This is a genomic window from Streptomyces sp. CNT372 (assembly GCF_000377145.1).
This window is the reverse complement of sequence record NZ_KB897779.1, coordinates 186,065-198,588: the sequence shown is the minus strand read 5'-3', so window position 1 is coordinate 198,588 and position 12,524 is coordinate 186,065. Positions and strand designations below refer to the sequence as shown.

Annotated in this window: 11 protein-coding genes and 1 tRNA gene; 8 read left to right on the top strand and 4 right to left on the bottom strand. The window is 74.1% G+C overall.

From position 1 onward, the window contains the following. The 6 genes from glp to C593_RS0108780 all read left to right on the top strand — a co-directional run bounded on the left by glp (position 1) and on the right by C593_RS0108780 (position 4,762). A complete protein-coding gene (glp, locus tag C593_RS0108805; protein ID WP_018846934.1) occupies positions 1-1,302 on the top strand; it encodes a molybdotransferase-like divisome protein Glp in 1,302 nt (433 codons plus the stop codon). A gap of 73 nt (positions 1,303-1,375) precedes the next feature. Next, on the top strand, positions 1,376-1,867 hold the full coding sequence (moaC, locus tag C593_RS0108800; RefSeq protein WP_018846933.1) for a cyclic pyranopterin monophosphate synthase MoaC: 492 nt from the start codon (positions 1,376-1,378) through the stop codon (positions 1,865-1,867). Beyond that, a complete protein-coding gene (locus tag C593_RS29130) occupies positions 1,864-2,514 on the top strand; it encodes a MogA/MoaB family molybdenum cofactor biosynthesis protein (RefSeq protein ID WP_018846932.1) in 651 nt (216 codons plus the stop codon). Before moaC ends, C593_RS29130 begins: the two co-directional genes overlap by 4 nt. Then, complete coding sequence (locus C593_RS0108790; RefSeq protein ID WP_018846931.1) at positions 2,511-3,164, top strand: GNAT family N-acetyltransferase; 654 nt, start codon at positions 2,511-2,513, stop codon at positions 3,162-3,164. Before C593_RS29130 ends, C593_RS0108790 begins: the two co-directional genes overlap by 4 nt. Positions 3,165-3,300: 136 nt before the next feature. After that, on the top strand, positions 3,301-4,452 hold the full coding sequence (gene sepX, locus C593_RS0108785; protein ID WP_018846930.1) for a divisome protein SepX/GlpR: 1,152 nt from the start codon (positions 3,301-3,303) through the stop codon (positions 4,450-4,452). A gap of 236 nt (positions 4,453-4,688) precedes the next feature. Next, a tRNA-Ala gene (locus C593_RS0108780) sits at positions 4,689-4,762 on the top strand. Between the two features lie 110 nt (positions 4,763-4,872). Here C593_RS0108780 and C593_RS0108775 read toward each other — a convergent pair. After that, complete coding sequence (locus tag C593_RS0108775) at positions 4,873-5,442, bottom strand: hypothetical protein (RefSeq protein ID WP_018846929.1); 570 nt, start codon at positions 5,440-5,442, stop codon at positions 4,873-4,875. 1,218 nt (positions 5,443-6,660) lie between these two features. On the opposite strand from C593_RS0108775, the gene C593_RS32935 reads away from it, so the two are divergent. Beyond that, complete coding sequence (locus tag C593_RS32935; RefSeq protein ID WP_158686808.1) at positions 6,661-7,989, top strand: hypothetical protein; 1,329 nt, start codon at positions 6,661-6,663, stop codon at positions 7,987-7,989. Positions 7,990-8,155: 166 nt separating this feature from the next. On the opposite strand, the gene C593_RS0108765 is transcribed toward C593_RS32935, so the two are convergent. The 3 genes from C593_RS0108765 to C593_RS0108755 form a co-directional block, all read right to left on the bottom strand. Beyond that, on the bottom strand, positions 8,156-9,349 hold the full coding sequence (locus C593_RS0108765; RefSeq protein ID WP_018846925.1) for a polyprenyl synthetase family protein: 1,194 nt from the start codon (positions 9,347-9,349) through the stop codon (positions 8,156-8,158). After that, positions 9,346-10,590, bottom strand: coding sequence for a tetratricopeptide repeat protein (locus tag C593_RS0108760; RefSeq protein ID WP_018846924.1), 1,245 nt, complete (start codon positions 10,588-10,590; stop codon positions 9,346-9,348). The genes C593_RS0108765 and C593_RS0108760 overlap by 4 nt, the downstream gene beginning before the upstream one ends. A gap of 184 nt (positions 10,591-10,774) precedes the next feature. Then, positions 10,775-11,263 (bottom strand): GNAT family N-acetyltransferase, encoded by a 489-nt coding sequence (locus C593_RS0108755; RefSeq protein ID WP_018846923.1) that lies wholly within the window; start codon positions 11,261-11,263, stop codon positions 10,775-10,777. 190 nt (positions 11,264-11,453) lie between these two features. On the opposite strand from C593_RS0108755, the gene C593_RS29115 reads away from it, so the two are divergent. After that, positions 11,454-12,377, top strand: a complete 924-nt coding sequence (locus tag C593_RS29115) for a GNAT family N-acetyltransferase (protein ID WP_486591091.1) — start codon at positions 11,454-11,456, stop codon at positions 12,375-12,377. Positions 12,378-12,524: the final 147 nt, after the last annotated feature.

Here is a 12,524-nt window from a genome sequence, read left to right as displayed (position 1 = left end):
GTGAGCAGCACGATCTGGTCGGTCGACGACCACCTGGAGGACATCCTCGCCGCGGTCCGCCCGCTGGACCCGATCGAGCTCCAGCTTCCGGACGCGCAGGGCTGCGTCCTGGTCGAGGACGTCACCGTGCCGGTCGCGCTGCCCCCGTTCGACAACAGCTCCATGGACGGCTACGCGGTCCGCGTCGCCGATGTGGCCGGGGCGAGCGAGGAGTTCCCCGCCGTCCTCACCGTCATCGGCGATGTCGCGGCGGGCAGCGGCGGGCTCCCCACGGTCGGCCCCGGCCAGGCCGCGCGGATCATGACCGGCGCCCCCCTGCCCCCGGGCGCCCAGGCGGTCGTCCCGGTCGAGTGGACCGACGGCGGCGCGGGCGGCGGCGCGGTCACCACCATGCGCCCGGCCGGTGAGGCCCCCGAGGGCGGGAGTGGCGAGGTCCGGGTGCACCGGCCGGCCGAGGAGCGCGCCCATGTGCGTGCCCGGGGCAGTGATGTGCAGGCGGGCGACCTCGCCCTCCCCGCCGGGACGGTCCTCGGACCGCCGCAGATCGGCCTGCTCGCCGCCATCGGCCGCGGCACCGTGCGGGTGCGCCCCCGTCCGCGGGTGGTCGTCCTGTCCACCGGGAGCGAACTGGTCCAGCCCGGCGAGCCGTTGGCCGAGGGGCAGATCTACGACTCGAACAGCTTCGCGCTGGCCGCCGCGGCCCGAGACGCCGGCGCCCTTTCCTACCGCGTCGGCGCCGTCACCGACGACGCCGAGACGCTGCGCGCCACCATCGAGGACCAGTTGATCCGCGCCGACCTCCTGGTGACCACGGGCGGCGTGAGTGTCGGGGCGTACGACGTGGTCAAGGAGGCGCTGGCCTCCGTCGGGGACGAGGACGTGCCGGGCAGCGGTATCGACTTCCGGAAGCTGGCCATGCAGCCCGGCAAGCCCCAGGGCTTCGGCTCCATCGGCCCGGAGCACACCCCGCTCCTCGCGTTGCCGGGCAACCCCGTCTCCAGCTATGTGTCGTTCGAACTGTTCGTCCGCCCCGCCATCCGGCGTCTGATGGGGCTGCCCGACCTGCACCGCCCGCGGGTCCGGGCCGAACTGGTCGCGGACAAGGCGCTGACCTCCCCGGACGGCAAGCGCCAGTTCCTGCGGGGCGCCTACGACGAGGAGAAGGGCCGGGTGGCACCGGTCGGCGGCGCCGGGTCCCACCTCGTGGCCGCCCTGGCACACGCGGACTGCCTGATCGTCGTCCCGGAGGCGGTGACCTCGGTGGAGCCGGGGACGGACGTCGAGGTGGTCCTCCTCGGGTGAGGAGGGCGCGGTGGCGGTAGCGTGTCTGCCCACACAAGGCCCTGACGGGTCCGAACCGGGAGCGCTGGCGCACATGAGCACGCAAGGCAGGCTGACGCACATCGACGAGGCGGGGGCGGCCCGCATGGTCGACGTCTCCCGGAAGGACGTGACCGAGCGCACCGCCCGCGCCACCGGCCGCGTCCTCGTCTCCCCGCGGGTGGTCGACCTCCTGCGCGGCGAGGGCGTGCCCAAGGGGGACGCCCTCGCCACCGCACGGATCGCCGGGATCATGGGTGCCAAGCGCACCCCCGACCTCATCCCCCTGTGCCACCCGCTCGCGGTCTCGGGGGTGAAGCTGGACCTCTCGGTCGCGGACGACGCGGTCGAGATCGCCGCCACCGTGAAGACGACGGACCGCACGGGCGTGGAGATGGAGGCCCTGACGGCGGTCTCCGTGGCCGCGCTCACCGTGGTGGACATGGTGAAGGCGGTCGACAAGGCGGCGGTCATCACCGGCGTCCGCGTCGAGGAGAAGACGGGCGGCAAGTCCGGCGACTGGACGCGCGAAGGGGCGGACTCGTGAGCGCCACCGCCACCACGGAGCACGCCACGGCCGCCTACCGTGCCCTCGTCGTCACCGCGTCGAACCGGGCCGCCGCCGGGGTCTACGAGGACCGGGGCGGGCCGTTGATCGCGGAGAAGCTCACGGTCCTCGGCTTCGCGGTCGACGGCCCCCGGGTGGTGCCCGACGGCGACCCGGTGGCCAAAGCCCTGCGCGACGGGGTCGAGGCCGCGTACGACGTGATCGTCACCACCGGCGGCACCGGCCTCTCGCCCACGGACCGCACCCCGGAGGCCACCCGTCCGCTGCTCGACCGCGAGGTGCCGGGCATCGCGGAGGCGATCCGGGCGTACGGGCGGGACACGGTGCCCACCGCGGCCCTCTCGCGGGGGCTCGCCGGGGTGGCCTCCCGCACGCTCATCGTCAACCTGCCCGGCTCCACCGGCGGGGTCCGGGACGGGCTGGCCGTCCTGGAGCACCTGCTGAAGCACGCCGTCGACCAGATCCGCGGCGGCGACCACACGCGTCCGGCGGAGAACGCCGCGGCGGAGGGTGCCCCGGCAGACGCTTCCGCCCCGGACGCTTCCGCCCCGGACGCCTCCGCCCCTGACGGCCCCCGGCCCAACGGCTCGGGCTCGCACGACGCCCCGGTGCGCCCGGCGTCATGAACGTGACCTGGCCCGTGGTCCTGGCGGACGGCGATGTCGTCCTGCGCCCCATAAAGCTGCGCGACCAACGGATCTGGCGGGAGGTCAACCGGCGCAACCGGGACTGGCTGCGCCCCTGGGAGGCGACCATTCCGCCGCCCGCCCCGGGTGGCCCGGTGGCGCGGCGCCCCACGTACCGTCAGATGGTCCGCCATCTGCGTGCCGAGGCGAACGCCGGCCGGATGCTGCCCTTCGTGATCGAGTACCAGGGGCGGCTGGTGGGGCAGTTGACGGTAGCGGGGATCACGTGGGGCTCGATGTGCTCCGGACACGTCGGCTACTGGGTGGACCGTGAGGTCGCGGGCCGCGGGGTGATGCCCACGGCCGTGGCGCTGGCGGCGGACCACTGCTTCCGGGCGGTCGGTCTGCACCGGATCGAGGTCTGCATTCGCCCCGAGAACGTGCCCAGCCGCCGGGTCGTGGAGAAACTCCGATTCCGCGAGGAGGGTCTGCGCCCCCGTTATCTGCACATCGACGGCGCCTGGCGCGACCATCTGGTGTTCGCCCTGACGGCCGAGGAGGTGCCCGACGGGCTGCTCCGGCGCTGGCACCAGGCACGAACGCGGACCACACCCGGGCCGCCGCCCGGAACGGCACAAGAAATAAAATAAGTGTTCGAAATTGGTCGACGTCGATCCTGATCCGATCTGAGTAATCACAAAAAAAGTCCGTGATATCAGCCAGATCGTGCGACACACCGGGCCAATTGGCGGATGCCGTTGCGCGAATCCCTCTACCGTGTGATGCGTGAGCAGCAGCGGCCTCATCTACGCAGTCATCGTCGGGGCCTGGGCCGCCTACTTGGTGCCGATGTGGCTCCGCAGGCAGGACGAGCTCAACGAAGCCCGTCCGACGGAACGCTTCTCCACCGCCATCCGGCTGCTGTCCGGCCGGGCTGGGATGGAGCGGCGCTACGCCAAGGACCAGCGGGGACGCACGGCCGAGCAGCCCGAGTACGACGTCGACCCGGACGCGGCCACGGACCGTTTGAGTTCCGTGGACGTCCGGGCCTTCGCCGCGCCCCGAACCGAAGTGCGCCAGGACACCGCCCCGGCGCCCGCGCGCCAGGACGCTCCGGCCCCCGCGGAACGGCCCCGCCGGTCCGCGCGGTCCGCGCCCGTGCGCCCGCCCGGCCGCCAGAACCGGGCGGCCGCCGAGCGCGCACGGCGCAGCAAGGTCCTGGCGCGGCGCAGACGCACCACCTCCGTCCTCTTCGTGGCCTTCACCGCGGGCGCGGTCGTCGCGGCCGTCGGGGGACTCGGGCTGCTGTGGGCGCCGGCCGTCCCGGCGGTGCTGCTGAGCAGCTACATCGCCCACCTGCGCAAGCAGGAGCGGCGGCGCTTCGCCTATGTGATGGACCGGCGGCAGGCCGAGGCGGCGGCCCAGCGGCTGCGCGAGAAGGGGCCGCGGGGCAGGCAGTCCGGCGCGCGCGCCGAGGAGTCCGACGGGGAGCCGCCCCCGCACGCGGAGCCGCAGCCCGAGCCCGCGATCTCCCCGCAGGAGGCCGGCCGCCGCGCCCTCGTCGAGCAGACCGACCACGCGGAGTGGGTCGACCAGCAGCGCCGTCAGCGCGGTCCGGCGACGGGTGACAGCTGGGACCCGGTCCCGGTGCCCCTCCCCACGTACGTCACCGCGCCGGTCGCCCCGCGTGCCACGAGCGGGGTGGACGTCAGCGATCCGGAGACCTGGAGCTCGGCCCGTTCCTCCGCCGCGGAGCCGGCCCAGTCCCGGCACCGGGAGCAGGCGCGGCAGGATCCGCAGGAGCCCGTGACCCCGCCGGTGACCGAGTCGCCGTCCGGGCGCCGCCCGCCGCAGCAGCGCCGTTCCCGCGACCGGGGCCGCACCCCGCTGTTCGACCAGTACGCGGACGACGACCGCCCCCGCGCCGCCAACGAGTGACCCGGCACGGCCCGGTCCCCGCCTCCGACGCCCCCGTGCCGGCCCCGGCACGGGGGCGTCGCGCGTGCCGGACGATCACGGGCCCGGCGGTCGGCGCGACCGCCGGACGTGTGATCACCCCGGGGCGGGGCCGCAGGTGGGAGCGGGTCCGGGAGGGCCGGCACTCCGCCCGAAGGCCGCGGGGATACGGATTTTTGAGCACCGCGATCGGGATGCTAGAGTTTCACACGTCGCAAGGGCCTGTGGCGCAGTCTGGTAGCGCACCTCGTTCGCATCGAGGGGGTCTGGGGTTCAAATCCCCACAGGTCCACAACGACTCGTACGACTCCGGTCGGACGGTTCACGGGATCCCGTTCAGCTCATCCAGCTGGGCGGGATTTCGTCGTTCCGGAGCGAGGGGCCCTCGCTCCGGGCCCGGAACTAGGCCGTCGGGTCGTAGCGGTCCAACGCGTCCCGCAGATGCCGGGGCGGGCCGTCCGTGAAGAGGCGGCAGATGCCGTCGGCCGGGGCGTACAGGGGGCGGGCGTCGTCCTCGATGCCCTCGGCGTCCTCGTACTCGTCCTTCCGCTCCCAGGGGACCTTCACGAACGGCTGCGCCGTGTACGGCGGGTGGTCCGGCGCGTCCGGGTGGAGCTGCCAGACGGTGCCGCAGGCGCGGTTGTGCACCTCGCCCAGGTACCAGGCGGCGCCCAGCAGAAAGGGGTCGTCCTGCTGCGAGCGGGCCTCCTCGTAGGAGGAGAAGGAGGAGCGCAGGAGGGCTTCGAGCCGGTCGAGCGAGGCGAGGCCGAAGTCCCAGTCGCCGCCGTACCGCTGTGCCCACGCCGGGAACGCGGCCCGCCGCGCGGCCAGCCACTCGTTCAGGACGGGGTTGTCGCAGCGGAGCCGGTCCACCGCGTGCTGCCTCTCCTGGTCGGCGAGCCACGTGGCCTCGTCGTCGACGCCGTCGTCGAACTCGTCCGCGGAGCCGTCCTCGTCGTTCTCGAAGCCCATACCGGGCGACTCTAACGGTGGTGCCCGGTACCGCTTGCAACGATCCTGTGGACAAACGGAGTTGGTCGGCGACAGGCCGGCCGAACCCCAGAATTTCAGGTGCATGACACCCCTAGGGTGACGGTTCTCGCCGGTGCCAATCGACCACGGGGGCCCTGGTGCCGTGCGGGAGACTGCCCTGTGGGGGCCCTCAGGGAATCGACGTGCACCCAACGACACCACGATCACGACAAGGCCGCCTGCGCACGCTCACGCGCACCGCCGTCGCCGCCGCCTGCGCCGCGGTGATGTCCTTCGGCGCGCTGCCGGCGCTCACCGGAACGGCCGGCGCGGCGCCCGGCCCGAAGCCGCTCAACCCGGGCAAGCGCTGCGACGAGCTGTACGGCATCAAGGGGGTGCGCCCGGGCGGACTGCCCGCGGGTGACGCCTCCCGCGTCAAGGCGCTCTGGGACACCTACGACTACGTCAACGGCGGACTGAGGTGGGACGGGCTGCCCGCCCCCGAGCCGGGCGAGTTCAGCGACAACCCCGACGACTACAGGAAGGGCACCAGGGAGCGGGTCTACGCCTACTGGGAGAAAGCCCGCAAGAACTACCCGGACCGCTGGGCCGACTTCGGCACCTGGCTGCGCGAGGCGTACATACCGCCGTCCGGCCACGACCCGCGCGGCAAGGCCTACGAGGCCAAGGTCGTACGGGACATGGGGCTGGTGGGCCCGGACTGGATCTGCCAGAAGGACGTGGTCTTCAAGGACCCGGACACCGGAGTCGAGCACCGGCGGACCCTGGACGCGTACAACAAGCGCACCAACCACATCGTCGAGATCAAGTCCAACGGCAAGCACGACCCCAAGCAGGCGCCGAAGGACCGCGCCTGGTCCAAGGACCCGAAGTGGAACGGGTCCCGCTACACCATCGTGCACGGCCAGCAGCAGAAGGCCGGGACCACGAAGTTCGTGAACGAACTGCGGGGCAACGCGCCGTCCCGCGCCATCACCACCTACCAGCACCTGTCCTCGGCGGTGGAGAGGCCCCCGGCCGGCGGCAGCCCCCACAAGCCGGGCAACGGGCTGATGGCACCGCCCGGACAGCCCGGGGCGCGCACCGGCGGCGCGGACATGATCAACCGCTCGCAGCCGACGCCGGAGACCATGCGCCGCCAGATCGAGGCCGCGCGTCAGGTGCCCGGGGCGGAGCGCGCTGCGCGGACCGGGCGGGGTGGACTTCTCCACCCTGGAGCTGAAGTACGTCGGCAAGCCGGTCAAGGGCAAGGGCGTCGACTACGCCTTCAGCGCCAAGGAGGACCCGGAGGAGAACTCCGGCTGGGGCGGCAAGGCCAAGGCCCAGCTCATCTCCGACGCGTTCAACACCTGGCTGGCCCTGACGCCGGACAAGTTCTGGGTCAACCTCAACCCGGACGAGCCCGACCGGATCATGGACGCGCGCTTCGGGAGGACCGACGCCGGGCGGGTCCTGCTCGAAGCCGACCTCCGGATGAAGCACGACTTCTACAAGGCCATGGACCCGGCGACGGATCTCGGCCGGCGCTACTGGGCGGCCCTGCCGAAGGAGGACGGCAAGCCCTGTATGCCGGGCCTGCGGAACTGGATCGAGCCCAAGCCCGCCCAGGTGCGCGAGCAGGACGGCGGGATCTACATCCTGGACGCGCCCCTGCGCCTGAAGTCCACCGCGCAGACGACGCAGACGCCCGGACCCGGTGAGCCGATCTGCACACCCGACGAGGCACAGACCCGGGCCGCCCAGGCGGTGATCGACGCCATGATCGTCCCGGCGGTCGAGAAGCAGATCAACACCGCCCCGCACTACGCGGACCTGCGGCGCGTCTACAACGCACGGGTCGCCGCGGAGTTCGTCCGCCAGCAGGACGCGGCCGCGCCCACGGACTACCGGAAGATCATCGACAGCGACGACGTCTCCCGGTGGCCGCTGCGCGCGCCGAACGAGAAGTGGGACAAGAACGAGCTGTTCCAGAAGTACCGGAAGATCTACACGGAGGGCGAGTTCCAGTACGACGTGCCCACGGCCGGCGGGACGATGATCTACATCGTCGGCGGGGTCGACATGTCCAAGGCGCCGAAGCGGAACGTCTCCGCCCAGCGTTTCAAGGCCGAGCACCGCTATCTGCCGCGCACCAAGGACACCTCGGTCCGGGCGATGACGGACGACGCCGAGAACGCCGGCACCCTCTACCTCGGCGGCAACACCGCCGGGAACAACCCGGGCGGTGGCGGCGACGGGTCCGATCCGACGCCGACGCCGACGCCCTCCCCGACGAAGCCGGGGGAGCCCGGCGGGCCGCCGCCGTCGGACCCGGCGCCGGACCCCTCGGGGCCGGGTGACGGCTCCCCGCAGCCGGTGCCGCCGGGCAGGGAGCCGGGCAAGGGGCCGGGCGGGGACCTGGCCGACACCGGTTCGGACACGCCCGTCGGCCTGATCTCGGGTATCGCGGCGGCGATCGCCGCCGCCGGCGGGGCGCTGGTGTGGTGGACGCGGCGACGCAGGAGGGAGCCGGACGCCACCGCCTGACGGCCACGGACCGTGCGGTGTCCGGGATCCCGGTCCGACCTGGTGTCGGGCCGGGACCTCGGCGTTTGCGGGTGCGCGCGGAGCCGGGTCAGCCCCTGCGAATGTGGAGGCGGGTCAGCCCGTGCGAATGTGGAGGCGGGTCAGCCCGTGCGGGTGTGGAGCCGGGTCAGCCCGTGCGGGTGTGGAGGCGGGTCAGCAGGGCGTCGATCGTGCGGGCGGCACCCGGTGCGAGGGGGGCGGCGCGCAGGCCGGCGCGGGCGGCGGTGAGATGGCGGCCCGCCTCGGCCAGGGCCGCCGATCGTCCGCCCGCCGCCTCCGCCAGCGCGGCGGCCCGCGCCGCCCACGCGTCGTCCGCGTCACCCGGGAGCCCGGCGCCCCGTCCCCCGGCCCGCGCCGGGTCCGTGTCGCACGCCGGCGTCAAGTCGCACGCAGGCTTCGGGGCGAACGTCGGGGCCGGGCCGCACGCCGGGTCGGACAGCAGGGCGGCCAGGTCACGGGCCGCGCGGTCGCCGGACGCGAGGGCGGCGAGGACCGGGTAGGTCTTCTTGCGGCGCCGCAGATCGCCGTGGACCGGCTTGCCCGTCGCGGCCGGGTCGCCCCAGATGCCGAGGACGTCGTCCACGAGCTGGAACGCCACGCCCGCATGACGTCCCATCAGGTCCAGGGCCTCCACGGCCTCCTCGTCCGCCCCGCCCAGGAGCGCGCCCGTCGCCACCGCGCAGCCGAGCAGGGAACCGGTCTTGAGCTCCGCGGTGACCCGGTACTCCTGCGGGCTCACCGCGCCCGCGCCCTGCCAGGGGCGGTCCTCGTGCACCAGGTCCTGCGCCTGTCCCCGGACCAGATCGGCCAGGGCCACGGAGAGCCGGCGCATCGCGGCGGGGGCGACGGCGTCCGGGGTGTGCGCCACCGTCCGCACGGCGAGGGCGAACAGCGCGTCACCCGCGAGGACCGCCGGCCCCGGGCCGTACGCCTTCCAGACCGTGGGCCTGCGGCGGCGCGTCTCGTCGCCGTCCATCAGGTCGTCGTGCAGCAGGGAGAAGGCGTGGACGAGTTCGACCGCGACCGCCGCCGGGACGCCCGCCGCACCCGGTGCGCCGGCCGCCTCCGCGCCCAGCACGGCGAGGGTCTGGCGGACGCCCTTTCCCTGGGAGGCGCCGGGCGCGGGGGCGCCGTGCACGTCCTGCCATCCGAGGGCGTACGCGGCCATCTCCCCGGTCCACGGGTCCAGTTCGCCGAGTGCGCGGGACAGGGCCGGGCGGGCCAGCGCGCGGCAGCGGTCCAGGGCGGACCGCGCCTCCTCGGCACGGACCGGTGGGGCCGGGGGAGCGGGCGGGGCGGCGGCGGAACGGCCAGGGCTCATCGGACCGCCCCCGTGTCCGTGGCCACCGCCCCCTTGCCCGTGCCCGTGACCACCGTCCCCGTGCCCGCGGCCTCCGCCTCCGCCTCCGCTCCCGGCGGCGGTTCGACGCCCAGTTCCTTCGCCGCCCGCACGACCACCCGGTCCGCGTGCAGCAGGCCGATCCGGCGCAGCTCACCGTGCAGGTCCGCCAGCTCGGAAGCGGTCTCCGCGGCGTCCCGGCCCAGCCTGGCCCGGGACTTGAGCAGACCCAGCCGGGCGAGCGCCGTGCCCCGCGCCTCCTCCATCTCCCGGAACTCCGCCAGCGCGCGTGTGTACTCCTCCCGGGCCTCCGTGTAACGCCCGGCCCGGTAGAGGACGTTGCCGCGCATCTTGCGGTTGTACGCCAGGGCGCCCGCCAGGCGTATCTCCCGGCACAGCTCCGCGGCCTGGGCCAGCAGGGTGAGGGCCCGGTCCGTGTCGCCGTCGCGGGCGGAGAGCACATCGGCGACCCCGCGCAGCGCCCAGGCGCGGCCGCGCCGGTCGTCGGCGCGCTCGGCCGTCCGGGCCGCCTCCTCGAAGAGGGCGAGGGCGGTGTCGAAGGAGCCGGTGTTGCGGTGCATCTGCGCGATGCCTTCCAGCGCCCACACCGTGTGGCGGGCCTCGCCCCGGCGGCGCGCCTCGGCGAGCAGCTGCTCGTGCAGGCGGCCCACGGCCTCGTAGTCGCCCTGGATGCGGCCGGTCTCGGCAAGCCCGGCGAGCGAGTAGCCACGGGCGACCACGTCCCCGCCGCGTTCGCCCAGGTCGGCGGCGATGCGCAGCAGTCGGTACGCGAGGGGGAGCGCACCGCGTTGCCGTGCGAGGGTGCCGCCGCTCCAGGCGGCCCAGGCCATGCCGCCGAGGTCGCCCGCCACGCGGGCGGTGCGGTAGCTGGACTTCCATATCCGCTCGGCGTCCTCGATCCGGCCCAGTCGGCGGTACGCCTCCGCGACGGCTATCCCGCAGCGCGCGGACTCCCGGTGGTCGCCGGCGGCCTCGGCGGCCCGCAGTTCCGCGAGGCCGCGCTCGACGACCTCGTGGAGCGAGGAGTTGACCGACAGGGAGCCCAGGGCCCCCTGGTACTCGGGCGCGAACGCCTTGCCGCCGGCCCCTGTGCCGGCCGCTTCGCCGGTCCCTTTGTCAGGGCCGCCACCGTCCGCCGCGGGCGGGGGCAGGGGCGGGGAGAGAGCCTCCGGCCGGGCCGCCGTCGTCTGATGAACCGTCATGTCACTGTCCTTCACAGCTCGGTGATCATGACGGTAGGCGGGGGAGGGGGCCGTCGTAGTCCCCCTCCGTGACCCTCCTGCGGTCCTCCGGGAGGGCTACGGGCCAGGGTGCCGTCCCCACCGGGACCTACGACCGCCGGGCGGTGAGGGCGGCGTGGGGTGGGCGGGGGCCGGGCCCGGAGGGTCAGGCCGCGAGGCGCAGCGGCTTGGCCATGCAGCGGCTGCTCTCGTAGTAGCGGTAGTGGCCGAACTTGGCGCAGGGCTCATAGCCGCTGGAGGCGTAGAGGGCGATGGCCTCGGGCTGCATGTCGCCCGTCTCCAGGACCATGCGGACGCGGCCGGCGGCGCGGGCGTCGTCCTCCAGGGCGGCCAGGATGCGGCGGGCGAGGCCCAGGCCGCGGGCCTCGGGGACCACGTACATGCGCTTGAGCTCGGCGTCACCGTCCGAGTACCCCATGTCGTTGGCGTCCTGGGTGCGCCAGCCGCCGGTGGCCAGGGGGTGGTCGCCGTTGTACGCGAGGAGGTAGAGCCCGCGCGGGGGCACGAACATGGACGCGTCAAGGGGCGTGGCGTCGCCCTCGCCGTCGCCGTAGCGCTCGATGTACTCGAGCTGGACCCGGTCGTTGAGCTTCACCGCGTCGGGGTGGTCGAAGGCCGTGGGTCTGAGCTGCATGTTGAAAAGCGTACGGCTGTCCGAAAGGTGCCCGGCTCCCGGCCCCGGGGTCGGGAGGCTGCCCATGATCACCGTGACGTCATGCGCCGCTGGAACGTTTCGCACCTGGCCTGTGTGACGGGGTGAGTGGCAGGCCGCTGTCGCGGCGGGGCCAGGCTGGGGGAAGACGGCAAGGAAGGTGACCACACTCGTGGCGTTCACGACATCCCGCGCGGCAACACAGCTGTGGGTGCGGCCCTACCGGACCGGCGACGAGCCGGCCGTGCTCGACCTGGTCGGCGCCGACCGGCTGCCCGGCCAGCCGATCACCACGCCCGCGATGCTCGACCAGGCCCTGGCAGGCCGCTCGTTCATCGACGGCGGATGGTGGGCCGAGCTGGCCCCGCCGGTCACCGAGGTGGTCTGCGACGAGACAGGCGTGGTGCTCGGCGTCGTCTCCTACGCCATCCGCCCCGGCGACGGGGCCGGGTTCGTCCTGTGGCTGCACTGCCGTGAGGAGCGGGTCGTCGCGCAGGCCCTGATCGCCCGCGCACTCGACCAGTTCGGCCGGCGCGAGGTGCACGCCTTCGAGTTCGCCTCCGCCTTGACCCTTGGGCTGGAGGGCCTGCCGGCCGGCCACCGCCAGGCCACTCGGGCGGCTCTCGAGCGTGCCGGTCTCACCGGCCGTGACGTGTGGCGCTACATGCGCGCGCGGCTGCCGATCGCCGGGCTGCCGCACGCCGGGAACTGCACCGTTCAGGACTGCGAGGACCCGCCGGGCAAGCAGCTGGAGGTGCGGGAGGGCGGGGAACTCCTGGCGGAGGCCACCATCGGGCGACCGGTCGCCGGGATCGGCGTGCTGTGGTGGATCGGCGTCACCCCGGCCGCCCGGGGCCGGGGCATGGGCCTGGCCCTGCTCGGCTCCGCCCTGGACGTGCTGGCCGGACTCGGCGCCCGCGAGGTCTCTACGTCGACGACGACGCACCCGCCGGTGATCCGGAGCGGGACCGCACCGCGGCCAACGGCATGTACGACCGGGCGGGCTTCACCCAGGTCGACCGGCTGCACTCCTTCACCCGCCGCCCGTAGGCACCCACCGCCGACCTCGGCGTACGGCGCGCGGCACGGGGCCTGACCGGGACGCGGCAGCCAGTGACGGCTGCCGCCACCGAATTCTTGCTGACCAGCAGACCCACCCGTCCCCCTGCGAGCACCCCCAGACCGGAGCGGTGGCATCCGGCGTCCGCCCGAGAGGGCACCCTGGCCCTCAGCCGGAGCAGCC

What these genes read in the sequence shown, in the direction of transcription:
- moaC (WP_018846933.1), top strand. Translation starts at nt 1,376, where the DNA reads ATGAGCACGCAAGGCAGGCTGACGCACATCGACGAGGCGGGGGCGGCC.
- C593_RS0108765 (WP_018846925.1), bottom strand. Translation starts at nt 9,349, where the DNA reads ATGAGCCCTGGCCGTTCCGCCGCCGCCCCGCCCGCTCCCCCGGCCCCA.
- C593_RS0108755 (WP_018846923.1), bottom strand. Translation starts at nt 11,263, where the DNA reads ATGCAGCTCAGACCCACGGCCTTCGACCACCCCGACGCGGTGAAGCTC.
- C593_RS0108775 (WP_018846929.1), bottom strand. Translation starts at nt 5,442, where the DNA reads ATGGGCTTCGAGAACGACGAGGACGGCTCCGCGGACGAGTTCGACGAC.
- C593_RS0108760 (WP_018846924.1), bottom strand. Translation starts at nt 10,590, where the DNA reads ATGACGGTTCATCAGACGACGGCGGCCCGGCCGGAGGCTCTCTCCCCG.
- C593_RS0108790 (WP_018846931.1), top strand. Translation starts at nt 2,511, where the DNA reads ATGAACGTGACCTGGCCCGTGGTCCTGGCGGACGGCGATGTCGTCCTG.